The organism is Myxococcus sp. CA023, from assembly GCF_010998615.1.
Taxonomy (GTDB): domain Bacteria; phylum Myxococcota; class Myxococcia; order Myxococcales; family Myxococcaceae; genus Myxococcus.
Genome location: NZ_JAAEAH010000072.1, coordinates 21,960 through 48,146, shown reverse-complemented (window position 1 = coordinate 48,146; position 26,187 = coordinate 21,960). Strand labels below are relative to the sequence as shown.

The window sequence follows — 26,187 nt, the reverse complement described above, 5'->3', positions numbered from 1 at the left end:
CCTCCCTTCCTCCGATAAAGCCCCCGCGCCCCGGCGCCCCGGCGAAGGCCGCCTGGGAGCGTGCCGCGTCGGACGACGTGAGGCTGATGCTGGCCCTGGGCAGCCCGCGACTGGACGCGGACAAGGCGCTCTTCCTGCTGCGGCAGGTGCCTCGGCTGGAGGACCCGTCCCTCTTCGTGGCGGTGATGGACGTGCTCCGGGGCGAGGCCTTGCCGCAGTCCTCCCACGTCGAAGCGCGCACGGTGTTCCGCCAGAAGCTGGAGACGCTGGCGGCCGCGAACCCACGCGCCATGCAGATTCAGTTGCTGCTGCTCCTGGGAGACACCACCATGGTGGAGCGCGTGGTGGGCCTGCAGCTCGTCCGCGGCGGCGCCCAGGAAATGGGCGACGAGGCCGGACGTGAACAGGCGCTGGCGCGAATCGACGCGCTGGAAGGCGCGGTGGCCCTCTTCCGCAAGGCGTCCATCGACCGCTGGCCCCTGCATGCGCTGACGGAGGAGTTGATACAGGCGAGCACGCGAGACGAGCCCGCCTACCTGCTTTCCTTCACTCGCGTGGAAGCGAAGCAGGCGGCGGAGACACAACAACCTTAGCGGCGACTGGAACGAGGTCTCTCGGGCCCCGGGAGACTTCCACCCGGGGCCCGAGCGGGCCCCCCACGATGCCACGAAGCCGCCGCACGCCGGACCTCCAAGGTCGTCCGGGCAACCGCACTCCTTCCACGCGAGCGCCGGGAACAAGGGGGTTGCTTCCCGAGCGGCCTGCGCGTGGGCACCGTGGAATACCGTCCACGAAATCCAACGCTACGGTGGGCGAAGAATATCGGCTGCGCAGGGCCTGTCCACCCGCCGGGTCGTGACTCCCGCAAGCACCGTGACAGGCCGGATGTGGTGAGGACCCATAGCAATTGCGCATTCACGACGAGTGTGAGCAGACGCGGTGGAGACTGAATTCCTTTCAGGGCGCGTCATGAAGCAGCGCGATATGCGGGAAACCGCTACGCGGGCTTGAGCTCACCATGCGCTTCCTGGGCTGGGATTTGACGGATCCGTACGCACGCGTTCCCCGGCCAGTGGACGTGGCGGAGGTGGATGCCCGGGGGCAGGTGCGCTTCTCCGAGCTCCGGTGGCCTGTCCCCTCGAAGGCGCTCGGCTTCCCCCCTGAACTGCTGCGCACGTCATTTCCTTTGAACTCGGAGGATGTGCTCGTCATCGATGGACCCCAGGCGCTGGCCCGGCCGGGAGCCTCCGTGCGCGAAGCGGAGCGATGCCTGCGCGCGCCGGGACGCACGCCTGACGTGCTGCCCGAGCCTGGACGTCCCTTCGCCGGCTTCGTCCGGGGCGGGGTGCTGCTGTTCGCGGCGCTGCATGCGCGGGGTGGGCATCCCCTGTTGGACGTGGACACGGACTCGCTGGAGGAGGCCCGCCTCTTCGAGGCCTTCCCCGGCGCGACGTGGCGCGCGCTGTCTGTGGAGAAGTTGGGGAAGAAGACGTCTCACGCGGGACGGACGCGAAGACAGGCGGTGCTGGAGGCGCGGGGCCTGCGCTTCCCGCCGGGCCTGCTTCCCACCCATGACCAGTTGGATGCTGCGCTGTGCGCGTGGCTCGGGTGGCTCACGCGCAAAGCCCCCGCGCGCGTCACCGCCGTGGGCGCACCGCTCACCGTGGACAACCAGGGCTGGCTGCGCGAGGGGCGCATCCTCTCAAGCGCCCACAAGTTCTCCACAGTGAAGGGCCGCGCCGCTCAGTGAACCGCGTTCTCATGGTGCCCGTGCCCCGGTCCTCCGAAAGTCCCGGGCCAGGGCGCGTTCGCGGGCAGCAACCCCGGCATGGGGAAGCGCATGAAGCGCGGCTGACTGTTGGCGAAGGGCGGGTCGCACTCGCCACAACTGAGAGCCCCATCCATCAGGTAGAGGGCGCCGGGCCCCAGCTCCATCAACTGCGGCACCGTGCGCGGCGCGTAGTCGAGCGGGCACTGGAAGGCCTCCGCCCCATCCCGCGCGCGCACGCCCACCAGCAACCGCTGGTTGTCGGCCGCCACCGCGTGCGTCAGCACCAGCGTCTCGGGGGGAAGCCCCGCGCCGCTGGGCCAGGTGGCCAGCCGGAGCTCCTTGGTCGTCAGGCGCTGGCCTTCCTTCAGCGAGTACAGCCACGCCGGCTCCAGGTCCGGAAGCCAGAAGCCCTTCAGCTGCGTCGCGGCCGGCGTGGAGCTCGGGCTGTCCACGCCCGCGTTCACCGTCGTGCCCGACGCGCTGGGTACCACCACGTCCCGGGTGGCCACCGCGCGGCCCAACTGCTGGGCGAGGTGCCCTCCCACGGGTGCCCCATCCCGGGTGCTCAACGCCTGGAAGCCCCATTCGGGCAGCAGCAGCCCGTTCACCACCGCGAGCTCACCCGCGCGCAGGGGCTCCGTCCTCCGCCAGCGCGGCACCCCGTCCGAGGAGAAGGCCATCAGCAACGAGGGCGTCCCCGACGCCAGCGGCGCGCCCGTGTTCAGCGTGGGCGCGAAGGCGACGTAGAGGTCCCCCACCGTGTCCGAGGCGAGGCCATACGGGTGCGGGTGGTTGCACTCGGCGAGCAGTGGGTCCGTCAGCTCGCGCGCGGACACCATGTGGCCGAAGGCATCCAGCATCACCAGGAAGTACATGCGGCACGCCGTGTCGCGCCGCTGGTCCGTGGGGTAGGCCTCGAAGAGGGCCGCCAGCCGGTCCGGCGCCATCACCGCCAGCCGCGCCAGGAAGAGCGTCTGCGTCCTGTCGCGGAAGTCCGGCCGCGCATCGGCCAGGGTGAAGGTCCATCGCGGTGTCCCCGTGTCGCGCTCCAGCAGCGACACCGTCCCGTCCATCGGCATGTCCATGCACAGGAGCCGGTCGTTCCACAGCATGCAGCGGCGCGCCGGGTGGGAGGCCCGCACCGGAGGACCCTTGCCCGCCGCGTCCAGAACGGGCGTGCCGTAGAAGCCCGACAGCGTCACGTCCCCTTCCGGCCCCACCAGCAGGTCCTGCAGCTGCTCGCCTCCCGTCCGAGCGTCGTGCTCCCAATCCACCTTCAGGGGTTGCGCCGCGGGCCGAGCGCACACGCCGCCGCGGCAGTGCCCCGACGCCTGGCACGGACTGGCCGCTTCACACAGGAAGCCCTCCGGCAGGTCGCGCTTCACGCAGGCCCCATCCAGGCACACGTCCGCGACCTCGCAGGTGCCTTGGGCCGCGCCGCAGAGGGTGCCGTCCGGCGCGGGGGCCGTGGCGCATCCCATCCGCGGGTCGCACGTCCCCACCTGACACGGCCCGGCCGCGGGACAGGGCGGCGCCGGCACGGACTGGCACCCGTCCAGCACGTGGCACACGTCCGTGGTGCAGGCGTTGCCGTCATCACAGGCGCGCTCCTCGCCCCGGCAGCGTCCCGCCTGGCAGGTGGCGCCGGTGACGCAGGCATTGCCCGGCTCACACGCGGTGCCGTCCGGCAGCACCGACTCCACGCACCGCTCCGTCACCAGGTCGAAGGTGGCCGCCGCGCACGTCACGGGCGTGAAGCACTCCGGCACCGGCTTCGCCTCGCCCGCCAGCACCAGTTGCACCTGGCCGCCATCCGACGCGGTGCCGGTGAGGATGACCTCGTAGGTCCCTTCGGCTTCAGGCGCGAAGCGCAGACGCACCGGCACCTCTCCCGCCAGCACCCGGACCGGCAGCGCCGCCTCCAACGAGAAGGGTGCCGTCACGTCCGTCCACGTGACGTCCAGCGGGGCCCGGCCGCCATTCACCACGCGGACCTCGGCCTCTCGCCGGGTGCCCGGGTAGGCGTGCGGGAAGTCCACACGCTGCGCCGACAACCGCAACCGCCCCTCCGCCCCCGACAGGGATGGCGTGTCCCGACAAGCCGCCGCTCCCAACCCCAGCATCAGCGCCAAGACAATGCCGCTGTACCGGGACGCCTGCGTTGCGTGCGCCATGGCGTTCCCCCCCGTGCCTTCTGGCTATACCCGCGCCAGAAGGCCCCGCGGACGCCCCGCCCCCTCGACGTCCCACCTCCCAACACTTCAGGGTCGGCGGGGAGGGGGGCAGTGTTTTTTACAGGCCGTTCCACTGCTACAGGCTGCAACCACGCGAAATGGTTGGATGCGGGAAGGGTATGGTTCTCGCACCTGGGGTACGCCATGACCTCTGTCGCATCCTCCTCATGCGCCCCTTCGTCATCGCAGGCCTTCACCGTGCTCATCCCACGCGGCCTTCAGGCGGCCGTGGAGGGGCTCGCGGCGGAGACCCGCCAGGAGCTGCTCGCCGAGCTGTTCCGCCTGGCCGCGCTGGCCCGGCAGGAGGAAAGTCAGCTGCCCCCCGAGTTCCCGTACACGCTGCGGCTGGACGTCGCCGGCTGCCAGGTCAGCGTGGAGCTGGACCCGTCCCGCTCGCGCCTCACCCTCGTGGGCCTGCTGCGGCCCCAACCGCTGGAATGAGCCCGGCGACCCGCCTGGGCCAGGGGTGAGATGTCGCGCCGTGCTGGATACGCAGAATCCTGGGACCTCACGTACCTGGTGGAGCAGCTCCGGGAGCTGATTGGGCACGACCTGCGCCTGGGCGAGGCCCTCAGCGATGAGCTGGAGGACGTCCTGGGCAGCCTGGTGCAGCGCAATCAGCGCCTGAGGGTCCTGCAGCGCATGGTGACCGCGGAACGCGCCCCAGAGGACCTGGCGGCCCTTCGCGGGGCATTGGAGGAGATGGACCGGGAGCTGATGACCCGGCTGCCTGCGTTGCTCGAACAGCTGCGCCTGGCGCTGCCTTGAGGCCGGGGCACCGGCCTTGGGTTTCCACAGGCACTTCGTCCCCAGCGCAGACTGCTTCTTCTAAAGGTTCATAGAGGTATTGATCTATTGGTAGTAGCAGTAGGGAGCCGGGACTTGGGGACAAGTCAGCAAGCTCCCGGGAACACTCACGAATTTCGGATGTGCTACATGTGGGTAAAGTGACGGTTATCCCCGGGAACCCACAGGTGTTGATCCACACCGGGGTTTCTCCACAGCCCCTCCCCCACTGTCCACAGGCCATCCACAGCTTCCCGGTGGATGCGGGAACCACCCCGGGTGGAGGCCCGTTCTCACCACACGTCCGCCCCGCACATGCCTGTTATCGTCTGGCGCGGGATGTGCCCCGACAGCGGGGTGCCGGCGGAGGGTTTCCCCATCGACTTCTATCGGGGCGAGCGCATCGGGAAGTATGAGGTCGTCACGCAGCTCTCCGTGGGCGGCATGGCGGAGCTGTTCCTGGGCTTCACTTCGGGTCCGGGTGGCTTCCGCAAGTACGTGGTCATCAAACGGGTGCTGCCGGACGCGCGGGACAATGCGCAGTTCGAACGCATGTTCCTGGACGAGGCGCGCATCACCGCGGCCTTCAACCACCCGAACATCGCGCAGGTGTTCGACCTGGGGCGCGAGGATGACGGGCTCTACCTGGCCATGGAGTTCATCGCCGGGCAGAACCTGAACCAGATTACCGGCGCGTGCCTGCGCCGCCAGGAGCAGCTCCCGCTGGGCTTCACGCTGTCGGTGGCGCGCGACGTCTGCATGGCGCTGCACTACGCGCACACCTATACGGCGCCCTCCGGCGCGCCCAGCCCCGTCATCCACCGCGACGTCGCCCAGAAGAACATCATGGTGACGTACGACGGCGTGGTGAAGCTGCTCGACTTCGGCATCGCCAAGGCGAAGGACAGCCTGGAGCGCACCAACGTCGGCACGGTGAAGGGCACCACCGGGTACATGTCCCCGGAGCAGGTGCGGGGCGATACACTGGACGGCCGCAGTGACTTGTTCTCCGTCGGGGTGATGATGCACGAGCTCATCACCGGCGCGCGCCTGTTCGCGGGCAAGAACGAGCGCGACGAGATGATGAAGATCCTGGAGGCGCCCGTCCCCTGGCCCTCGCACGTCGCGCCGCACGTGCCCGAAGAGGTGTCCAAGGTGGTGATGCGGGCGCTGGAGCGCAGCCGCGAGAAGCGCTTCGCCACCGGCCGGGACATGGCCCGGGCGATTGAAGCGGCGGCGGGCAAGTTGCTGCTGGACGCGCATGACCGGGCCGCGCTGATGCAGGACTGGTTCACCGAGCGCATGTCCGCCACGCGCGTCATGCTGGAGTCCGCGGACGGCACCACCAACGGCGTCATGCTGGACTCCGCGAAGCGGGCGCTGCGCAGTGATGACGGGCCCTACCTCCCCGAGCGTAAGGACATCCCGACGCCGTCGAACGGCGTGGCCGGCATGCCGCGCAAGCCCTCGCGCAAGGTGCCCGCGGCGGCGGCGCCCCGGAAGGCTTCGGCGGCCGTGGAGGGCACGCCGCAGCCGCCGGAGAGCAAGGCCTCCAATGTGCTGTGGGGGCTGGTGCTGATGGGCATCCTGGTGGGCGGTGGCTATGCCGCCTGGCACCTGTCGAAGGTGCTGAACGAGACGGTGGAGGAAGAGGACGCGAGCGCGCTGCGCACCCTCCCCCACCACGACCCGAACCTGCCCGTCTACCTGGGACCGGGCTCGGGCCCGCCCACGGATGCCGGCAACACGGAGGCTCCAGCGAAGGTGTCGGGCGGCGAGGACGCGGAGGAACCCCGTTCCAAGGAGGCGGCGATCGCCCGCCCGGCGAAGGGCCGGGGCAAGTTGACCTTGCTGGTGCTGCCGGAGGCGGAGGTCTTCCGAGGCAAGAAGCGGGTGGGCCGCACGCCGATGTTCAACGTGGCCATGCCCGCGGGGGAGCACGACCTGACCATCGTGGGCCCGGACGGCAAGAAGCGCATGCTGTCGGTGCCGATCAGCGCTGGGGAGACGACCCAGTTCCGGCTGAAGCTGGCGGAAATCCCCGAGCGCTGAAACACAGAACCGGGATTGAGGGGCACGTCCCGGGGCACTTGGTTATCTTCGCGCCCCTCTCCCTCTGATTCCGGACTGTATGGCCCCTCTGACCATTGGCTTCCTGATGGACCCGCTCGAGACGGTGCGGGTGGACCACGACTCCACGTTCGCGTTGATGCTCGAAGCGCAGAAGCGCGGCCACCAGGTGCGCTACTTCGAACAGGGCTGGTTGCGCTTCAACGGCACGTGCGCCGAGGCGCGCATGCGCCACGTCACCGTGCGCCGCGAGCTGGGACGGCACTTCGACATCCTCGACGAGGCTCCTCGCCCGGTGTCCTCGCTGGACGTGCTCTTCATGCGCAAGGACCCTCCGGTGGACGCGGAGTTCCTGCACGCCACCCAGCTGGTGGAGCTGTGCGGCACGGGCCGGCCCCCTGTCTTCATCAACGAGCCGGCGGGCCTCCGCGACGCGAACGAGAAGCTCTTCTCCCTGCGCTACCCGGACCTGATGCCGGACACGCGCGTCACCAGCGAGCTGCCGGTGCTGCTGGACTTCATCGCGCGCAACGCGGCGGGCACCATCCTCAAGCCAGTGGATGGCTTCGCGGGCAAGGGCATCCTCTTCCTATCCGCCACGGACCGGAACGCGCGCTCCGCGGTGGACATGCTCACCCGGGGCGGCCGGGAGGCCGTCATGGCGCAGGCGTACATCCCGGAGAGCCGCCAGGGTGACAAGCGCATCCTCCTGGTGGACGGCGAGCCGGTGGGCGGCGTGCTGCGCGTCCCGTCCGACGACGACCACCGCGGCAACATGGCCGCCGGCGGCGTGCCCCGGAAGGCCGTGCTCACCCCACGGGATTTGGAGATTTGCGAGCGCCTGAAGCCGGAGCTGGTGAAGCGCGGGCTGCGGCTGGTGGGCATCGACGTGCTGGGCACCTACCTCACCGAGGTCAACGTGACGAGCCCCACCGGCCTGGTGGAGGCGAACCACCTGGACGACGTGTGCGTGGAGGCCAAGGTGCTGGACGTGGCGGAGCGGCTCGTCGCCGAGCGCGCCGCGCGCTGAGCCCCGCCGGAGGACGCCGGGCGGCCCGGCGCCCGGTGTCTTCCCTGAGCTGAGGGCTGACTCATGTTTCAGCGCACCACACGACGCGGTGCGTGATTTGAATCCTGGTTCATGTTTCAGCGCGATGCGACGCGACGCGCCTTGAATCAGTGACTCCCGGAAGAGTCAGGTTTCGCCCCGCGGCCGCCCTTTTCCCTCGTGGCCGCCAGGGAGACACCATGCTCAAGCAGCGTCGCAACCGTTCCTGGCCGTGGTCGTGGTCCGCCGGGGTGCCTCTTGCCGCGTGGTTGTTCGCGGGCCTCGCGGGCTGTGGCGCTCCCCTCGGGGACGCGCCGGAGGCCGAGCCCGAGGTGGCGGAGCAGCGTCAGCCCCTGCTCACGCAGGTGACGGGCTTTGGCAGCAACCCCGGCAACCTGCAGATGTTCCGCCACGTGCCGTCCGGCATGCCGGCCAACGCGCCACTGGTGGTGGTGATGCACGGGTGTACGCAGCGGGCCGAGGGGATGGAGGGCGCCGGCTGGTCCGCGGCGGCGGACGTCTACAAGTTCTACGTCGTCTACCCGCAGCAGCAGAGCGGCAACAACATGACCAGTTGCTTCAACTGGTTCGAGCCCGGTGACTTCTCACGAGACCGGGGCGAGGCGCTGTCCATCAAGCAGATGGTGGACACGATGAAGGCCACGTACTCCATCGACCCGTCGCGGGTGTTCGTGGCGGGGTTCTCGGCGGGGGGATACATGACGCCCGCGCTGCTGGCCGCCTATCCGGATGTCTTCTCCGCCGGGGCCATCCACTCCGGTGGCCCGTACCGGTGCGCGGAGTCGATGAATGCGGGCTTCAGCTGCATGAGCCCGGGTGTGAATCGCACGCCCGCCGCGTGGGGGGACGTGGTCCGCAGCGCGTACCCGGGCTACGCGGGCCCGCATCCGCGCGTCACCATCTGGCACGGCACCAGTGACTACACGGTGAACGTGATGAACCTCACCGAGGCGATGGAGCAGTGGACGAACGTGCACGGCATCGACCAGACGCCGGACACGGTGGAGACAGTCTCTGGCTTCCCACACAAGGTGTACCGGGACGGCGCGGGCAACGCGTTGGTGGAGACGTGGGAGCTCACCGGCATGGGCCACGCGGTGGCCATGGATGCGCAGTTCCAGTTCCCAGGCGGCACCGGCAGCGCGGCCTGTGGCTCGGTGGGGGCGTACCTGAGCGATGTGAATCTCTGCTCCGTCTACCACCAGGTGAAGTTCTTCGGGATGACGGGAGGCGGAGGAGAGCCCACGGGTGACACCACGTCGCCCACCGTCAACGTGACGGCGCCGACGAATGGGGCCACGGTGAGTGGCACGGTGAATGTCACCGCGGATGCGGCGGACGCGGTGGGCGTCACCCGGGTGGAGTTCCTGGTGAATGGCGAGGTGGCGTCCACGGACACGCAGGCGCCGTATGCCTTCGCTTGGAACAGCACGGCCGTGTCCAACGGGCGGTACACGCTGGGGGCCCGTGCATTTGACGCCGCGGGCAATCAGGCCACGGACGACGACACGGTGGTGACGGTGAGCAACTCAGGCTCCCCGGCGCCGGTGACGGTGCAGTTCGCCAGCATCGCGGCGGATGACGGCTACCTGAAGGCGGACGCGGATGGCAGCGGGGCGGCGCTGGGATTCATGACGAACCTGGCGCTCGGCCGGGGGACGGATGGGAAGTACAACCGGTCGTTCCTCTCCTTCGACACGTCGAGCCTTCCGGACGGGGCCACCGTCACGCGGGCGTTCCTGACGGTGAGCTACTCGTCGGGCTCGGGAGACCCGTGGTCGACGCCCACGGGGAACACGCTGGTCATCGACGCGAAGAAGGGGACGTTCAACGCGGCGAACACGGAGGTGACGGACTGGGCGGCGGCGGCCACGGCGAGCAGCGTCGCGGGCATCGACCGATTCAGCGCGGGAGCGAAGAACTCCGGGGATTTCAGCGCGGGGGGACTCTCCGCCATCAGCAAGACAGGGAAGACGCAGCTTCGGCTGCGCTTCACCCAGGAGCAGACGGCCACGCAGTACCTGTTCATCCGGGATGGGGCGAACGCGGTGCTGACGGTCGTCTATGCGCCGTAGGAAGACGGAGCGGACGCCGGCTCAGACCGGTGTCCGCTGCATCAGCGCGGCAAGTGAGTCCCTGCATCGTGCGGAGTGGCCGCGGAACGTGTCGCTGAGTTCGGGGGTCTGCTCCAGCCGGTTCCAGTAGGCCAGTGCGTGTTGAGCGGCATCGGCCCAGACATCGAGCGTCTCCGCAGTGGGCGGCCGGGGCTCGAAGGTGCGCTCGACGATGCTCGTGCCCACGGGGGCGAACATCATCGGGAGCATGTCGTAGGCAGGGGCGAGCCGGAACCGCTTGGGCCCTTCCTCGAAGAAGGAGAGGTTGCCGAAGTGGCGGTCGGTGTTGCCGGTGAGCTGCCCGAAGGTGTCGAGCCAGCGAATGCGCCTGGCGTCCTCGTCGCTGATGTACTGGATCTGCAGGAGATACCGGGCCGCACTGGTCCAGGTGCTCCCCTTGCCTTCATGGCCGAGGTACTCGTTGTCGATGGCCTTGAGTGAGAGCAGTGCCTTGCGGCCTCTTTCCCCCACCCGGTCGAAGCGCTCGACCTCGAGGAACTGGTAGCCCTCGACGCGGATGGAACGCGTGGTTGCGGCCGAAATCCCGGCGGCGTGGACGGCCTCGAGTGCCAGGCCTTCGCAGACGAGCAGCTCTCTCCAACGCTGAGCGGCGGCGCCGTCATCGTTGGCCGCGAACTTCACCAGGACGTGGCGCGCCTCGGCATAGGCCGTGAATTTGGGTTGCTCGCCACCGGCGGAGGAGCCTGCCTCGCTCGACATCGATGAGCGGGCGAGCTCCGGGTACTGAGCCTCGGTGACGGGCCGAAGCGGGCTTGCGAGAAACCGGTCCAGGGAGGCCGCGCCGATGATGTGGTCTCCGACGCAGTCATCGCCTCGCAACGCCAGCGCGATGAGTTGGTGGTCCTCCGTCCAGTCCGTGATGCGAGGGGGGAGTCCCAACTCGGGGTGACGGCTCGTGAAGCCTCGGCCCAGGTAGCCCTGAGGGCTCATGTCGGCGGCGAAAGGCGGCAGCCCGGCGAACCGTTCACCTACCCCGTCCTCTCGCGCAATCCAGCAGCCCCCGTTCCACAGCGGGTGCAGGACGCCTGCCTCGTGGGGACGGCCGGTCTCGTCCACGCGGTACATCAGTACCTGTTCGCCCAAGGGGGCAATCGAGCGGGTCCGCGCATAGCGTGTGGCGGGCCCCTGCCCCATCCGGCAGACGCTCGGGCCTGCGGAGGCCAGCAGCCGCGACACTGTCGGGCGTGACACCCGGAGCTGAGCGGCCAGCTCGCTCCCTCGTATCTCGGCCTGACGTCCGAGGATGGTCAGCAGTTGCTCCAGGGTTGCCATGAACAGATTCCTGAAAAGATCCGTGAAGAGATATCGCTGACCAATATCTCAACACAACCTGCTGAAATAACATATGAAAGCTCTAATGAACCTATGGTCGGTGAGCCGATTTTCCAGCGGTAACGCTGGGGCACAGTGCGGGGGTCTTGGGCCCGAAGCGGACGTTGGGTAGGAAGCCCTACAGCCCATGCCTGAACCCACCCTGCCCGAGCCCGGCCCGGACGAAACGCTCGACTCCATCGGCACGGCGGGGGTGCGGGTGCTCCAGCGGCGGACGGGTTACCGCTTCACGCTGGATGCGGTGCTGCTGGCCCACTTCGCGGCCACCGAGCGTGTTGACGAGTCCGGGCGGATGTTGGAGCTGGGCGCGGGCAGCGGTGTGGTGTCCTTCCTGCTGGTGAATCAGTTCGGCCTGGGGCCCGTGGATGCCCTGGAGCTCCAGCCCGCCGTTCATGCCCGGCTGATGCGCGCAGTGGTGCTCAACGGGTGCGAAGCGCGGGTCACCCCACTGCTCGGGGACCTGCGACGGATCCGCGAACACGTCTCCGGGGGCCAGTACGCCCACGTCGTGTCCAACCCGCCCTTCCGCCTGGCCGACGCGGGGGTCCGCAGCCCGGATGACGAACGGGCCGTGTCCAAGTCAGAGGTGGCGTGTGACGCGCCATCCGTCGTCGCCGCGGCACGGTATGCGTTGATGCCCGGCGGCGGCGTGAGCCTGGTGTACCCGGCCGCGCGCGTGGCCGAGGTGTTGGGCTTGCTGACCCAGGCGAAGCTCCACCCCACCGTGTTGCGCTTCGTCCACGCGCGCGTGGGAGCCCCGGCCACGCGCTTCCTGGTGCATGCCCTGCGAGACAGGGACCGGGGCCTCGCCGTGCGCCCGCCCCTCATCGTTCATGGCGAAGGGCCCGGGGGCTACTCCGCGGAGGTGGCGGCGTTGATGGATCCGCCCCTCGCGGAGAGTCGCTGACAACCGCGCCGCCTCTCTACGGCGTGCTCGTGAGCGGCTTCGTGTTCGTCACCTGGATGCCGTGTTCCTCGGACGCGGTGACGAACAGCTCGTGGCCCACGGGCACTGCCAGCGTCGAGCGCCGCAGCTTCCCGCCCACCGTGAAGTCCACCTCCAGCGCATGTTCTCCGGGCGGCACGTCGCGGAGGCTCAGGTTCGTCGCGTTGCTCGTGCCCCGGCGCTGCCCGTCCATCATCACGGTGCACGGCTTCGTGCAGCGCACGTGGACCCGGGAGGTCGTCGCCGCGCGCGTCTCAGGCTGCTTCGCCGCCTCCAGGTCCTTCTGCTCCGTGAGCGTCACGCGGCCCTTGGCGTCCCCCTGGATGGTGACTTCGGAGCCACCCGGCACCTCCACGTAGCCCACGAACTGCCGCCGGTTGAAGACGCCACCGCTGCCTTCCACGCGCCGCTGGCCGGGCGCTACGTCGCGGAACTCCCAGGTCCGGTTGTCCCGGCGGATACCTCGCTTCCCATCGAGCAGCACCGTGCAGTCGTCCTGGCACTTCACGGTGGCCACGCTCGGCGCCTTCGACGTGGAGGCCGGCGTGGGAGGTTTCGGCTCGGCCCAGTCCGGTGTGCCGGGCATGGTGGAGCTGCCGGGCTCGATGATGATGCGCTTGTTGCTGGCCAGGAAGACGTCCGCCGTCGCCACGTCCGGGATGACCACGAAGCTGCCGGCGAGCGGACGGCTCATCACGCCCGTGGCGTCGATGCGCAGGGAGCCCGGCGTGACGCCCTTGAACTCCCAGGTGGTGTCATTCACCCGGAACCCGTTCTTTCCATCCAGCACTACCGTGCACTTCTCCGTGCAGCGGACCCGGACGGCGACACCGTCGACCGCGAGCGCTGGAGCAGACACCAACAACGACAGGGACAGGAGCGGCCAGCGGAGGGACATGACGGGGTGACTGCCTCGTACCAGTGGGTATTCACGCGGGGCCGCCCCAGGGATTCGGGTCCACTCCCGCCTCATGAGGCAGGCCCCTTGGGGCCGGCAGTATGCCTACCGGGCAAGGGAGGCGGAATCGCCGCGGCGTGCCATGCGCCCATGCCGGGCCCAACCTACCCAGGTTTCCGGCAACGGCCCCGGCCCATCCAAGGAGTGGCAGGTATGAACGTGGCGACCCTGACCGAGCAACCGAGCATCCTGAAGGCAGCGGCCCTGCTGCCGCCGCGCCTGTCGCTCGGGTCGACGATGTTGGTGCATGGCGTGTCCAAGCTCCGCCCCGAGGGCACCGCGCAACACGCGGGCTTGTTCGAGCAGTTGGGCTTCAAGCCAGGCAAGCCCTGGGTCATCGTCACGGGGGTGGTGGAGCTGCTCGTGGGCGTGAGCTCCATCCTGGGCATCGCCACGCGCCCCGCCGCGCTGGCCGTCCTCGTCACGCAAGCCATCGCCGTGGCCAAGGTCCATGGCTCCAAGGGCTTCGACAACACGAAGGGCGGCTACGAGTTCAACCTGGCGCTGGGAGCCATCGCGCTCGGCCTGCTGCTGCGAGGCCCGGGACCGCTCTCCGTCCACAGCGCCATCGAGCGCCGGGTGAAGCGCAAGGAGCTGCGGCGGCTGCGGTTCCTGCCGCGGCAGCGCCGCCGTTCGGTGCTGCTCGACGTGATGGGTTGAACCCGGGCCGTGCCGCGACACACATCCCATCACCCTGACCGATGAGGTGTGTGTCGCCTGCCTGGCTGCTGAGCAGGGCGAGGTCATCTCCCCTGTCACAGAATCCCAGGAGGGCCCCTACAATGGCGGGACATGCCCTCGTCCGTCTTCCTCTTGATGGCGCTCGCCACCACGCCGGGTGCTGCTTCGGCGCGTGAGTCCGCCCCCGCCCAGCACGTCTCTCCCTCGCAAGGCCCCAACGCCGATTCGAGCTCGACCCAGGGCCCAGATTCCCAGGGCACTGCGCCCGCGCCAGAGACTGTCATCACGGACCTCAACGCCTACCCTCGTGCCGGTGACTCCGGCGCGGTGCTGGACCTGGGCCGTGCCGCCGCGGAGGCCGGCGCCGCCGCCCTGCGCGCCGCGGCCCTGGCCATGGGCAAGAGCGCCACCCCGCGTGGCCCGCTGGCCGACCCGGACACGAGCTACGCCCGAGGCATGGAATCCCTCCAGGCGAAGGACGCACCCACGGCCATCACCCAGCTGTCCGCCTGCGTGGAGGCCGCGCCCTCGCGCGTGGATTGCCGCTGGGAGCTGGGCTGGGCGCACTCGCTGGAGAACCAGTGGGCGGAGGCCTACACGCAGTGGTCCGAGGTACAGAAGCTCCAGCCGGACCACCCGGACCTCGAGGGCGCGCTGGCCCAGGCCCGTGGGCAGGCCATGCTCCAGGCGAAGCTGTTGCAGGGGCCTCAGCTCATCAACCGCCCTCCCCCGCCGGCCAACGCGAAGGTGCGCATCCGCGCGGTGGGTGACGTCATGCTGGGCACCACCGTGCCCGAAGGCCACCTGCCTCCCGATGGCGCCGGCAGCGTGATTGCCGGCGTGCGCCCGTTGCTGGAGGACGCGGACCTCACCTTCATCAACCTGGAAGGGCCGCTGTGCGACACGGGCGAGACGAAGAAGTGCCGCTCGTCGAAAAACTGCTATGCGTTCCGCTCGCCCACCGAATACGGCCAGTACCTGAAGGAGGCCGGGGTGGACCTGGCGTCCACGGCCAACAACCACTCGGGTGACTTCGGCGAGGAGTGCCGCCGCGCGACGGAGTCCACGCTCGACGCGCTGGGCATCGCGTGGAGCGGCGCGCCGGGCACGGTGGCCACGGTGGAGCGCAACGGCCTGCTCATCGGCATGGTGGCGTTCCACACGTCGCCGTCGTGCAACCACCTCAACAACCTGACCACGGCGACGGGGCTGGTGCGCGTGGCCGCCGCCGAGCACGACATCGTCATCGTGTCGTTCCACGGCGGCGCGGAGGGCAGCAAGGCGCTGCACGTGCCCAAGGGCCGGGAGAAGTTCCACGGCGAGGACCGGGGTGATTTGCGGGCCTTCTCGCGTGCGGTGGTGGACGCGGGCGCGCACCTGGTCATCGGCCATGGCCCGCACGTGGTGCGCGGCATGGAGTTCTACAAGGGCCGGCTCATCGCCTACTCGCTGGGCAACTTCGCCACCTATGGCCGGTTCAACCTGCGCGGTCCGCAGGGCCTGGGCATGGTGCTGGAGGTCGAGCTGAACCGCGACGGCGACTTCACGGCGGGCCGCATCCTCCCCACGAAGCAGGTGGACAGGGGCATCGCCGTGCCGGACCCGAAGGGCGCCGTCATCAAGGCGGTCCGCGACCTCACCGCGGATGACTTCCCGGAGACGGGCGCGCGCATCTCCGACGACGGCACCGTGAAGGTCCGCGGCAAGGGTCCTGTCTCCATGCGCTGACACGTCGTCTCGTGCGCACGGCGGCGTGTGGGTGCTTCACGGACCTCGAGCCCGGGCTGAAGCGCGGCTGCTGGATGTGTCCCAGCTTCCGTCATAGCGGCTCAAAGCAACTGCCGGCCCCTACAGGCATGTCGCACGGCTCCGGGATACAAAGGTCCCTGCCGTGCGCACCCTTCGACTGCCACGTCTCTCCTCGCTTCGTGCCTTCGACCACCCCGGTTACTTCGCGGTCTGGGTGGGAGCCCTGATCTCCACCATCGGCACCTGGATGGAGACGGTGGCCATGGGTGTGTACGTCACCGAGGCCACGGGCCGCGCCGAGTGGACGGGTGGCATCGTCGCCCTCACCTTCCTCCCCGCGGTGGTGCTGTCGCCGGTGGGCGGCGCGCTCGCGGACCGGTTCGACCGTCGCATCTACGTCGCGCTGGGCACGGTGGTGCAGTTGGTGCTCGCGGGCGTGTTGACGACGCTGGCCTTCACGCACCGACTCAGCGTCCCCGTCGTGGCCGTCATCTCCTTCGTCCACGGCTGCGCCAGCACGCTCATCAATCCCGCCTTCGCGGCGATGCTCGCGGAGCTCGTGCCACCCCGGGACTTGCACAGCGCCATGAGCCTCAACTCGGCGCAGTTCAACCTGGGGCGCATCATCGGTCCGGCGCTGGCCGCGCTGGTGCTGAGCATGGGCGGGACGTCCTGGGCGCTGCTCATCAATACACTGTCCTTCGTCGCGGTGTTGGTGGCGCTGTCGCAGGTGAAGACGCTGACACGGACGACAGCGAAGGCCACGCAGGGCCTGTGGCGGCAGATTGCCCACGGCTTCTCCGTGGCGCGGGGCGATTCGGAAATCTCGCTGATGCTGTGGGGCACGCTGCTGGTCGCGGCCCTGGTGGCGCCCTTCATCGGCCTGGTGCCGGTGTTCGCCATCCGCGTCTTCGGCCAGGGCGCGGCGGCCACGTCGCTGCTTGTCACCTGCCAGGGCGCGGGCGCGGTGACGGCCGCGCTGCTGGTGGGCACGCTGGTGGACAAGCTGGGCCAGCGCAAGCTGCTGGGCCTCGTGGCGATGTCCATTGGCGGCGTGTCCACGCTGTACTGGCTGTCGCCCACGCTGCAGGTGGCCGCCGCCGTCATCTTCGTGCTCGGCGCCAACTACATGATGCTGATGAGCGGGATGCACGCGTACTGCCAGTCGCGCGTGCCCCGAGAGCTGCAGGCGCGCATGAGCAGCCTGTACAGCATGGTGCTCGGCGGCGCGTATGCGTCGGGCGTGTGGGGCCTGGGCGCGATGGCCGACCGGATGGGCGTGCGCTTCGTCACCGTGAGCGCCAGTGTGCTGTTCCTCGCGCTGGTGCTGACGTTGCGGCTGCTGCGCCCGCAGCACTTCGACGGCGCTGGCGCGTAGACGAATCTTCCGGACCCGCGTCGAACGGCCTGCGCCCGCGCCTCCTTCGCGCTACAGGCGTCTCTCCACCCCGAGGCGCCGGAGAAGTTCCACACGGCGTTGCTCGACTTCCTCGGGAAGTGACGCGGCGGTGGGTGGCCCACCTGTGGGCAACTTGGGGATGCCTTCGGGCGTCCTCACCTTCCTCGTGAGCCGGGCGGCCGGGCGTGCCCCCGGCCCTCCGCGGGGACCTTGGTGCGCCGCGAGCGCGCTCCGACATTCAGCTTCGGAGCGGTACCCACTTCGACGAGGAGCGCACCATGCCGAACAGGAAGTACGACCCGTACACGGGAGGCAAGGAGGCCGCCACCAAGCCTCCCTATGCGCCGGACCGCGTGGAGCGGGGACTGGAAGCCGACGACACCCTGCCGCTGTACTCCGCGGACTCCATCCGCGACACCCGCGAGCAGAAGTTCGCCCTGGACAGTGACACCGAGGTGGGCGGCTACGTCCCCGACATCCGCAGCCCCATCGACGAGGCGGACGAACTGGAGCGCGAGCGCCGGGGCCGCGAGCGAGCCGAGGAGCGACAGGTTTCCGACGAGGAAGACGAGGCGCGCAACCGCTGAGCCACAGGGGAGGCCCGGACCTTCGGACCTCGTACCCCGTGAAACACCGGGCCGTGGCCCGCGAGCAATGTCTCGCCACCACGGCCCGGGATGACTGCCTGCGTGCTACTTCGCCGCGCGCGGCACCGGTGCTTCATCCGGCTCGATGGGCACCAGCTTGCCCAGGCCGAGCGGCGTCACCTGCTCCTGGATGGTCGCCGGGTCACCCACGAGGACAATCTGCATCGAGGCCGGGTCCAGGTACTGCTCGGCCATGCGCTGCACGTCCGCGGCGCTGGCGTCGCGCAGGCCCTCCACGGTGCGGTTGAACTCGTCCAGCGGGCGGCGGGTGATGAAGAGCGCCGCGGCGCTGGCGCCCAGGCCCTCCACGGACTCGAAGGCGCCCGGGAAGGCGCGGATGAGGCCCTCGCGCGCGGCCTCCAGCTCCTCGGCGGTGATGGGCCGGTTCTTCAGGCCCGTCAGCTCGTTCATCACCTCGCTCAAGGCCGGGCCCGTCACGTCCTGGCGCACGGAGCTGTACGCGGTGAGCGGCCCCACGCCCAGGCGCGGAGAGAGGCTGGCGCCCGCGCCGTAGCTGTAGCCCTTGTTCTCGCGCAGGTTCATGTTGAGGCGGCTGCCGAAGAAGCCACCGAACACGGTGGTGGCCAGCTCCAGCGGATACTCGTCCGGGTTCCCCGCGGCGATGCCGGCGCGGCCCACCAGCAGCAGCGTCTGGTCCAGGCCCGGCTTGGGCACCACATACACCTGCTGACGCGGCGGAGCCTTCGTGGCCGGCGGCGGAGGCGGCGGCGTGGCCTTGTTCTTCGACCAGCTGAAGTGCCTCTTCGCCAGGGCCACCCCTTCTTCCAGGCTGATGTCACCGGTGAGGATGACCGCCTGGGCCTTGGGGCCGGTGTGCTTCCGGTAGAAGCACATCACGTCCGCCAGGGTGAGCGCCTGCACGGACGCGGGCGTGCCCTCGGGGAGGTGTCCGTAGGGGTGCCCCAGCCCGAACACGGCCTCCAGGTAGGCCAGCTGTGCCAGCACGCCGGGCTGCCCCATCGCGCGCACCAGGTCCGCCAGCTGCTGCTTCTTGCGCCGCTCGAAGGCGTCGAGGTTGAAAGCGGGTCGCAGCGCCACGTCCGACAGCAGGGCCATGGCCGCGTCCAGGTTGCGCGTCAGCACGCGCACGCCCACCTGCGCGCCGTCCGCCTGCACGTCCATGGCGGGAGTCACACCCAGGTCCGCGAAGGCGTTGTCCAGCACCACCGTGTCCCGCTTGCCCGCGCCTTCCAGCAGCATGCGGTACGTCAGCTCGGCGAGCCCTTCCTTGCCCTTGGGGTCCTGCGCGCTGCCCGCGGCGAAGGCCACGCCCGCGAACACGAGCGGCAGCTCCCGCCGCGTGCTCACAATCACGGTGATGCCGTTGTCCAGCTTCGCGCTCTGGAAGGTGGGCAGCACCAGGTCCGGCGCCTTGCCGGGCTTGGGCGGCGTGGCGCGGAAGGACTCGGCGTCAGCCGTGGCTTCGGCCGGGGCCGCCTTCTCTCCCAGCGCGGGCGAGTCCGGATTGGCCGGCGCGGGCTTCGGGTTGCTGGCGCAGGCGGCCAGCGTGGTGACGAGCAGGGCGGAGAAGAGGCGGCGCATCAGTGGCGCTCCTTCGAGTCGAGGGGCGCCTGCCGGCGTGCGGGCGGCACCGCGTGGAGGATGACGCGCGCGCCGGGGCGCAGCGAGTCCTGGGCGAACTGTTTCACGGCTTCGGGCGTCACCGACTCGTAGCGAGCCAGGTCCTGGGCCACGTAGTTGGGCTCGCCGACGAAGTGGTTGTAGCTCTGGAGGACGTCCGCCTTGCCGCCGAAGCCGCCGACGGACTGGAGGCCGGCCAGCGTGCGCGTGTCGTAGCGCGTGCGTGCGCGGGCAATCTCCTGCGGGGTGATGCCCTGCTGGCGGACCTCGTCCAGCACCGCGTCCACCTCCTGGAGCAGCGTGTCCGTGGACACGCCGGGCCGCGCCACCACGTCCACCGAGAAGACGGACTGCGCGCCCTGGCTCTGCTGGGTGGCGCTGACGCTCTGGGCCAGCTCCTTGTCCAGCACCAGCCGGCGGTAGAGGCGGCTGGCCTTGCCGGTGGACAGCGCGGTGGCCAGCACGTCCGCGGTGGCGTCCCCTTCTTCCAGGTACGCGGGCGTGAGCCACTGGATGGACAAGAGCGGCAGCCGGGCCACGCGCTCCTCCTCGCGCAGCACCACGGGCGCGGTGAGGTTCACCGGCGCGACCTCCGGCCGCTGCGGCCGGGCGTGGCTGGGCAGCGTGCCGAAGTACTTCTCCACCAGCGCCTTCGTCTTCGCCACGTCGAAGTCACCGACGATGGCCAGCGTGGCGTTGGACGGCGCGTACCACTTGCGGAAGAAGTCCTTCACGTCGTCCACGTTGGCCGCGTTCAGGTCCTTCATCGAGCCGATGACATCCCCGTGGTACGGGTGCGGCAGCGGGAAGAGCGCGTGCCACGCCTTCTCGCGGGCGGCGCCGTACGGCGCGGTTTCAATGGATTCGCGCCGCTCGTTCTTCACCACCTCGCGCTGCGTCTCCAGCTTCTCCGGCGTGATGGCGTCGAGCAGGAAGCCCATGCGGTCGCTCTCCAGCCACAGCGCCGTCTCCAGGTGGTTGCTGGGGACGGTCTCGAAGTAGTTGGTGCGGTCGAAGCTGGTGGTGCCGTTGAGGTCGGTGGCGCCCAGTTGCTCCAGCCGGGCGATGTGGACGTCGTCGGCCACGTTGCGCGAGCCCTGGAACATCATGTGCTCGAACAGGTGCGCGAAGCCGGTGCGGCCGGGTTGCTCGTGATACGCGCCGACGTGGTACCAGATGTTGACGGCCACCACCGGCAGCTTCCGGTCCACGGAGAGGATGACCTCCAGGCCGTTGGGCAGCGCGTATTTCTCATACGAGATGGCGAGCGCCTCGCGGCCGGGCTCCAGCGGCTTCGCCTCCTGGGGTGTCGGTGTCTGGGCAAGCGCCGGCGGCCCACTGAACACGAGGGCTGCGGCGACGAGGGCCTTCATTCGGAACAAGGTGCCTCCGGGTCTCGGTGCCAATGACTCACGTGACGCGCTTAGCACGCACGTCCGGTACCGTGGGTAGGGAATGGTGGCGGGAAAGGACCGTGCCCCGGGATGTTGGTTCCTGGTCAGCATGAGAGACTGAAATCATGTCCGCCGAAGTCCCAGCCGGTGCCCTGCCCCGCTGCGCCCTCCATCCGGATGCGCTCGCGGGTGCCACCTGCCAGCGCTGCGGCGGCTTCGTCTGCACCGCGTGCACGACGTGGGTGATGGGCCGGATGTACTGCCCTCCCTGCGCCGTGCGTCCGGAGGTGAACTACCTGGAGACCTTCCGGCTGGGGCTCTGGGGACGGAGGGACGGGAGCGCCTGGCTGGTGGGCGGTGTCACGGTGGTGCTCGTCGGGCTGGCGCTGGTGGCGCTGATGGCCGGGGACGTCGGCACCACGCTGGCGTGCCTGGGCAGCGCGGGCGTGGGCGTGGCGTTCTTCCTAGGCATGCGGTGGGCGCGCATGGGCCTGCTCGCCGTGCCGCTGCTGGCGATGCTGCTCTCCGCGCCTTCCCTGGGCGCGCCCGCGCTGTTGTTCTTCATTCCCCTGATGGTCGCGGTGAACGTCTTCCGCGACACGCGCAGTCGGCTCTTCTTCCGCCTGGAGGTCCCCGAGCGCGAGCTGCACCGGCTGTGGGACCTGCGGGTCAACAACCCCCTTGCCCGGCACGCGCTGTCCCTGAGCGTGGGCTCCCTGTTCCTGCCTGTGCTCACGCCGCTGTTCTCTTTCTTCGGCGTGTGGTCCGTGTTGACTGTCGTCTTCGTGGGGATGGCGATGCTTGCCCTCGTCCTGGGCGCGGTGGCGCTGCGGCGGGTGGACCCGGAGGCGCGGCCGCCCATCGGGACGGCACTGGGAGGCGCTCGGCGCGGTGGGCCTGGCGCTGGCCTCGCTGACGATATGGGGCGTGCTGTATGGGGCCCGGGCGGTGGAGCTGTTCAGTGGCGCGGTGGACTGACGGCGCCGGGACAGTCCTACCGGTGCATGGCTCGCCTCCCACCCTGGCGTCCCGGCGCGCGGGGGGCGACCGGTGCCTGGGGAACGTGGGGTGCCCACGCTCACGGAAGAGACCCAAGCCCGACACCGAGGAGGCCACCGTCATGGCGAACATACGTGAGGAGCAGGGAGAGGCAGCGGAGGGCCGGAGCGCTACGCCCAGCCTCAAGGAGCAGCGCAGTGAGTCGCACGCGGCGCAGACCTATACGGTCTTCTTGAAGGACCTCGAAGCGAACGCGGGCGTCGTTCGTGACCTGGCGGAGAAGGCCGCGCAGTCCGTGCTGTGCCTGCTGGAGCAACGCCTCATGGACACCGAGGCGAAGCACCTGGAGGCCCAGCTTCCGCGGAAGGTGAAGGACATGCTGAAGCGGTGTCCTCGGCACGAGGGCAAGGTCGCCCGGAAGTACAAGCTGGAGCAGTTCCTCGCCATGGTGGCCGAGGAGCTCGACACCACGCCCAACGAGGCCGAACGCCTGGCCCGGGCCGTGTTCGTCACGGTGCGAAATCACATCAGCGAGGGCGAGGCCGACGACGTCATGGGCCAGCTCCCCGCGGACCTGCGCTCGCTGTGGGTGCCCGAGGCCTGAGGTGTCAGGCCTGAACCAAAGAAGGGAGTCGAAGCACCCCAACAGCACGACGGTGGCGGAGGCGATGACGGGGCAGCTCGAATACGTCTTCGATGACGAGCTCGACCGGGACAAGAAGCTGCCGAGCAGGACGTCGGTGAGACGCCGGAGACCCTCTCCGCGGCGCCTCCCCTGCGGCGCACTGAGCGACGGGCCGGTCCTCGTCGCCTTCCGCGCTGCTCTCGTGGATGCTCGTGGGGGACGCGTAGCACTTCGAAGTGAAACGGATGCCGGGCGAACTCATCCGCCCGGCACCCCGCCCTACTCGCCGAGCAGTGACGCCGCCAGTGCGCGTACGTTCGAGGACCCATCGTTCGTGGCCACATCGCGAAGCAGTGCCGCGGCGGGGGCTTCCACGGCTTGCGACTGGCCCAGCAGCCGCACCACTTCGATGCGGACGCGCTCACTTCGCTCGGCGCGCAGCACCCGAGCCAGCGCTTCCATGTGGGCGCCGACGACCCGCTGAGAGACAGCCTTCACCGCGAGCGCACGAACCCGCGGGCTCGGGTCGTCGAGCATCACCTGGTCCAGCAGGGCATCCACCGCCGCGCCAGGGATGGCGCTCAGTGCCTCCGTCGCCGCACCCCGCACATCCGCCTCCGGATGCACGAGCGCCGACTTCACGTAGGCCAATCCCACCGGGGCGCCCGCCCGGGCCAGGGCATCCAGGCAGACCTCGGGCTCCAAAGTACCCGTGCGGCAGCGCCTCACGAGTCCCTCCACCAGCGCCTGGCTCCGGCCTGGCTCCGCCACCTCCAACGCCTTCGACAGCGCCCCCATCGACAGCGCCGCCGCGTTCCTCACCCCCGCGTCCCGCGTCCCATCCATCACGCGCTCCAGCGCATCACCGAGCAGCAGCGAAGGCCGTTCAACCCGTCCCACTGCCCGTGCCGCGTGGGCCCGGGTCTTTGGCCGGACTCGTTCCCCCTCCAACACGGACACCAGCGCCCGCTGCGCCTCGGGTGTCCCCGCGCTGGCCAGCGCCTCCAGCATCTGCTTGGAGCGCACCGCGTCCGCGGAGCCCTGACGAATCAGCGCCACGGCGCGATCCACTTCCGCCAGATTCTGTCGGAACAAGGCCGTCAGTCGCAGCTGGGTCGTATCCAGACCCTCGCGCTTCGCCAGCGACCGCAGCAAGTCATCCAGCTTCGCCCCCTTCACGAGCTGCCTGTCCCGCGCCTCCAGCGAAGCCCCCTCCATGCTGGCCGAATCCGTGAGCCGCTCCGACCGCAACGTCGCCCGCGTGGCGTCAAACGGCCTCAGCGACGAAAGCAGGTAGTCCACGCCCACGTTGGTCAACGCGACCCGCGTCTCCTCGCGGATGCGTGGGAACCCCGTGCCGCCTCCGCCCAGCTCCACGACCTCCGAGCCCGTGGTCTCCTTCACGCGCCCATCCGAGAACAGGGTGAAGTCCAGGTGCCCTTGCAGCCGTGGAAGCACCGCCGAGCCAGCGCGCAGGTAGCGCCGCTTCGTCTTCACGTAGGTGTTCGCGCTGCCACCCGCGCGGTACACGGCTTCGAGGTCACCGCGCGAGTCCGGCTCCTCGGTGCTCCAGCGGGGGCCGTCCTCCGCCACGAACTGCGTCGACGCGAGCAGCAGGCGCACGAGCCGCCGCGCCGACGCGTCCTGCGCCGCATCGAAGTGCACGGCCATCACCCGGCCCCGCACGTCCTGGCCCACGTACACAGGCCGCTCGAACATGGCCCGGAGCGCCTGCAGCGCTGTGTCACCGGGCACCAACGTCTCACCGGATGCCACGTCCACCCGCGTGGGCACGAGGTGGCCGGAGAACAGGTGCTGTTCACCCTCCGCGCCCAGGTAGGTGAATTCGAACAGGCCGCTCCATCCCGTGTGCAGGGACTCCCGTGCGCCCGGCGGATGCTCCGAGTGGGTCCGGAGGTCCAGGTCGAACGTGTAACGAAGCCGGTGGCCCACGACGAGCACCCGCTCCCGCCCCTTCACGCCCGGAAGGTTCTCCTCGGGATCCGGTGTGGGTGCTTCATCGTCCAAGGGCTGTGAGACAGCCGGCGGTGTCTCAGGGGAAGCCGGCGTCTGTGTCTCCTGGCCCGCACGCCACAGCGCGGCTGCCGTGAGCACGGCGAGCAGCAGGATCAGGCTCTTCAGGCGCGGGCTCACTCCCCCGAATACGCGCCCGAGCGTCAATCCTGGCTACGCGTCAGCCGGACACGGCCCGTTTCACACGGACGCGTGTTGTCCGACATGAAACAAAGGCACGGCCCGTTTCAGGGATTGCCGAGCTTCAATTCCAGCTCCGCCAACTCACGCTGCACGGTGGCGTCCGTCAAGCGGAGGCCTTCCACCTTGCGCACCGCGGAGATGACGGTGGAGTGGTCCTTGCTGAAGCGCGCGGCGATTTCCGGGAAGGAGCTCTTCGTCAGCTTGCGGCTGAGGTACATGGCCACCTGGCGCGCATGGGCCAGGGCCTTGTGCCGGCGGTCTTCCTTCAGCGACTCCACCGTGACTTTGTAGAAGCGGGCCACCTCGCGCTGGATGGATTCCACGTCCACCGCGCTGTGGGCGGGGAGGATGTCGCGCAGCACCTGGGACGCGAAATCCTCCGTCACTGGCTGGCGCGTCAGGCTGTGCACCGCGGACAGCTTCACCAGCGCGCCTTCCAACTCGCGCACGTTCTTCTGGATGTGCTTGGCGATGAAGTGCGCCACCGAGTCCGGCAGGTCCAGACCTTCGGCCACGGCCTTCTTCTGGAGGATGGCCACCCGCGTTTCGTAGGTGGGCTCGCGGATGTCCGTCATCAGCCCCATGGCGAAGCGGCTGCGCAGCCGGTCCTCCAGGCCCGGAATCTCCGCGGGCACGGTGTCGCTGGTGAGGACGATGGCCTTGTTCATCTCGTAGAGCGTGTTGAAGGTGTAGAAGAACTCCTTCTGCGTCTCCTCACGCTTGCCGAGGAACTGGATGTCGTCGAGGAGGAGCACGTCGCACTCCTCACGGAACTTCCGGCGGAAGTCCCCCATGCGGTGCTCGCGGACGCTCTCCACGTACTCGTTGGTGAACTGCTCGCTGGAGAGGAACACCACGCGCTGGGACGGATCCCGCTCCCAGATGAGGTTGCCCACGGCCTGGAGCAGGTGCGTCTTGCCCAGGCCCGTGCCGCCGTAGATGTAGAGCGGGTTGTAGTGGTGGCCCGGCTTGTCGGCCACGGCCTGCGCCGCGGCGGCCGGGAGCTGGTTGCTGTCCGCCACCACGAAGGTGTCGAAGGTGAAGCGCGCGTTCAGCCGGCCCGGGCGCGTGGCGCTCGCCTTGACTGAGGGTGTGGGTGGAAAATGCGGGTCCGGCTCCAGGCCCTCCACCACCTCATAGGCGATGGAGGTCAGGCCCTCCCCCATCCGCGCGAGCTGGACATCCAGCATGGGGCGGTAGTGGTCATCCACCCAGTCGCGGAAGAAGCGGTCCGGAACGCCCATCACCAGGGCGCCGTCACGCACCTCCAGCGGGCGCATCCGCTCCAGCCATCTCAGCGCGTAGTCGAACTTCTCCTGGCGGATGGCATCCAGCATCCGAGCCCAGAGAATTCCAGCACTTGGGAGGGGGGTAGCGGCTTGGGCGAGGGCGTTCACGCGGGACTCAAACGTGCGGGAGCAGGGGGAAAACGAGGCGTTCGGCGGTGCTAACAGACGGTTCCTGGTGGATCAAGCAACCGGCCAAAACCGCCGCGACCTCAAGGGTTTTTCCCAACACGGATGATCCGCAACGGACATGCCAGCCCAGCCCAGTTGTGGATCATCCCCTCCCC

At 69.5% G+C, this 26,187-nt stretch carries 20 protein-coding genes and 1 pseudogene; 14 read left to right on the top strand and 7 right to left on the bottom strand.

What is annotated here, in order from left to right; translation table 11 throughout:
- Positions 1–593 (top strand): annotated as a pseudogene (locus tag F8M74_RS28055) (hypothetical protein); the annotation flags it as partial.
- A gap of 425 nt (positions 594–1,018) precedes the next feature.
- Positions 1,019–1,750 carry a DUF429 domain-containing protein gene (locus F8M74_RS28050; protein ID WP_141259063.1) on the top strand — a complete coding sequence of 244 codons (732 nt, stop codon included), beginning with the start codon at positions 1,019–1,021 and terminating at the stop codon, positions 1,748–1,750.
- Here the strand turns inward: F8M74_RS28050 and F8M74_RS28045 are convergent.
- A complete protein-coding gene (locus F8M74_RS28045; protein ID WP_141259064.1) occupies positions 1,744–3,945 on the bottom strand; it encodes an EB domain-containing protein in 2,202 nt (733 codons plus the stop codon). The two genes, F8M74_RS28050 and F8M74_RS28045, sit on opposite strands and share 7 nt — an antisense overlap.
- Positions 3,946–4,149: 204 nt before the next feature.
- Here F8M74_RS28045 and F8M74_RS28040 point away from each other — a divergent pair, with 204 nt between their 5' ends.
- The 5 genes from F8M74_RS28040 (at position 4,150) to F8M74_RS28020 (ending at position 10,005) form a co-directional block, all read left to right on the top strand.
- The gene (locus tag F8M74_RS28040) at positions 4,150–4,446 is read left to right on the top strand and encodes a hypothetical protein (RefSeq protein WP_090491134.1); all 297 of its coding nucleotides are present in this window, start codon (positions 4,150–4,152) and stop codon (positions 4,444–4,446) included.
- Between the two features lie 30 nt (positions 4,447–4,476).
- Positions 4,477–4,773 (top strand): hypothetical protein, encoded by a 297-nt coding sequence (locus tag F8M74_RS28035; protein WP_140786513.1) that lies wholly within the window; start codon positions 4,477–4,479, stop codon positions 4,771–4,773.
- Positions 4,774–5,106: 333 nt separating this feature from the next.
- Positions 5,107–6,843, top strand: coding sequence for a serine/threonine-protein kinase (locus F8M74_RS28030; protein ID WP_228559618.1), 1,737 nt, complete (start codon positions 5,107–5,109; stop codon positions 6,841–6,843).
- Between the two features lie 79 nt (positions 6,844–6,922).
- Positions 6,923–7,891, top strand: a complete 969-nt coding sequence (gene gshB, locus F8M74_RS28025; RefSeq protein ID WP_141255902.1) for a glutathione synthase — start codon at positions 6,923–6,925, stop codon at positions 7,889–7,891.
- 218 nt (positions 7,892–8,109) lie between these two features.
- The gene (locus F8M74_RS28020; RefSeq protein WP_141255904.1) at positions 8,110–10,005 is read left to right on the top strand and encodes a PHB depolymerase family esterase; all 1,896 of its coding nucleotides are present in this window, start codon (positions 8,110–8,112) and stop codon (positions 10,003–10,005) included.
- Positions 10,006–10,026: 21 nt separating this feature from the next.
- Here the strand turns inward: F8M74_RS28020 and yjjJ are convergent, their stop codons facing one another.
- Entirely contained in the window at positions 10,027–11,337 is a 1,311-nt protein-coding gene (gene yjjJ, locus F8M74_RS28015; protein ID WP_141255906.1) for a type II toxin-antitoxin system HipA family toxin YjjJ, read from the bottom strand.
- A 187-nt stretch (positions 11,338–11,524) separates the two neighbouring features.
- Here yjjJ and F8M74_RS28010 point away from each other — a divergent pair, with 187 nt between their 5' ends.
- The gene (locus F8M74_RS28010; protein ID WP_141255908.1) at positions 11,525–12,304 is read left to right on the top strand and encodes a tRNA1(Val) (adenine(37)-N6)-methyltransferase; all 780 of its coding nucleotides are present in this window, start codon (positions 11,525–11,527) and stop codon (positions 12,302–12,304) included.
- Between the two features lie 16 nt (positions 12,305–12,320).
- Here the strand turns inward: F8M74_RS28010 and F8M74_RS28005 are convergent, their stop codons facing one another.
- On the bottom strand, positions 12,321–13,241 hold the full coding sequence (locus tag F8M74_RS28005; protein WP_228559619.1) for a hypothetical protein: 921 nt from the start codon (positions 13,239–13,241) through the stop codon (positions 12,321–12,323).
- Positions 13,242–13,454: 213 nt separating this feature from the next.
- On the opposite strand from F8M74_RS28005, the gene F8M74_RS28000 reads away from it, so the two are divergent.
- The 4 genes from F8M74_RS28000 (at position 13,455) to F8M74_RS27985 (ending at position 17,717) form a co-directional block, all read left to right on the top strand.
- Positions 13,455–13,961 (top strand): DoxX family protein, encoded by a 507-nt coding sequence (locus F8M74_RS28000; protein WP_171410327.1) that lies wholly within the window; start codon positions 13,455–13,457, stop codon positions 13,959–13,961.
- A gap of 132 nt (positions 13,962–14,093) precedes the next feature.
- Positions 14,094–15,710, top strand: a complete 1,617-nt coding sequence (locus tag F8M74_RS27995) for a CapA family protein (RefSeq protein WP_141255914.1) — start codon at positions 14,094–14,096, stop codon at positions 15,708–15,710.
- A 163-nt stretch (positions 15,711–15,873) separates the two neighbouring features.
- Positions 15,874–17,109: an MFS transporter gene (locus tag F8M74_RS27990; protein ID WP_141255916.1), complete on the top strand. Its 1,236-nt coding sequence runs from the start codon at positions 15,874–15,876 to the stop codon at positions 17,107–17,109.
- Between the two features lie 299 nt (positions 17,110–17,408).
- Positions 17,409–17,717 (top strand): hypothetical protein, encoded by a 309-nt coding sequence (locus F8M74_RS27985; RefSeq protein WP_141255918.1) that lies wholly within the window; start codon positions 17,409–17,411, stop codon positions 17,715–17,717.
- A gap of 105 nt (positions 17,718–17,822) precedes the next feature.
- Here the strand turns inward: F8M74_RS27985 and F8M74_RS27980 are convergent, their stop codons facing one another.
- Positions 17,823–19,340 carry a pitrilysin family protein gene (locus tag F8M74_RS27980; RefSeq protein WP_141255920.1) on the bottom strand — a complete coding sequence of 506 codons (1,518 nt, stop codon included), beginning with the start codon at positions 19,338–19,340 and terminating at the stop codon, positions 17,823–17,825.
- Positions 19,340–20,752, bottom strand: coding sequence for a pitrilysin family protein (locus tag F8M74_RS27975; RefSeq protein ID WP_141255922.1), 1,413 nt, complete (start codon positions 20,750–20,752; stop codon positions 19,340–19,342). The genes F8M74_RS27980 and F8M74_RS27975 overlap by 1 nt, the downstream gene beginning before the upstream one ends.
- 146 nt (positions 20,753–20,898) lie before the next feature.
- Here F8M74_RS27975 and F8M74_RS27970 point away from each other — a divergent pair, with 146 nt between their 5' ends.
- Positions 20,899–22,008 carry a hypothetical protein gene (locus tag F8M74_RS27970; RefSeq protein ID WP_228559621.1) on the top strand — a complete coding sequence of 370 codons (1,110 nt, stop codon included), beginning with the start codon at positions 20,899–20,901 and terminating at the stop codon, positions 22,006–22,008.
- Positions 22,005–22,376 carry a DUF2267 domain-containing protein gene (locus F8M74_RS27965; RefSeq protein WP_239004910.1) on the top strand — a complete coding sequence of 124 codons (372 nt, stop codon included), beginning with the start codon at positions 22,005–22,007 and terminating at the stop codon, positions 22,374–22,376. The genes F8M74_RS27970 and F8M74_RS27965 overlap by 4 nt, the downstream gene beginning before the upstream one ends.
- Before the next feature lie 300 nt (positions 22,377–22,676).
- Here the strand turns inward: F8M74_RS27965 and F8M74_RS27955 are convergent, their stop codons facing one another.
- Both F8M74_RS27955 and dnaA read right to left on the bottom strand, forming a co-directional pair.
- A complete protein-coding gene (locus F8M74_RS27955; protein WP_228559623.1) occupies positions 22,677–24,551 on the bottom strand; it encodes a HEAT repeat domain-containing protein in 1,875 nt (624 codons plus the stop codon).
- A gap of 107 nt (positions 24,552–24,658) precedes the next feature.
- Positions 24,659–26,011 (bottom strand): chromosomal replication initiator protein DnaA, encoded by a 1,353-nt coding sequence (dnaA, locus tag F8M74_RS27950; RefSeq protein ID WP_141255927.1) that lies wholly within the window; start codon positions 26,009–26,011, stop codon positions 24,659–24,661.
- Positions 26,012–26,187: the final 176 nt, after the last annotated feature.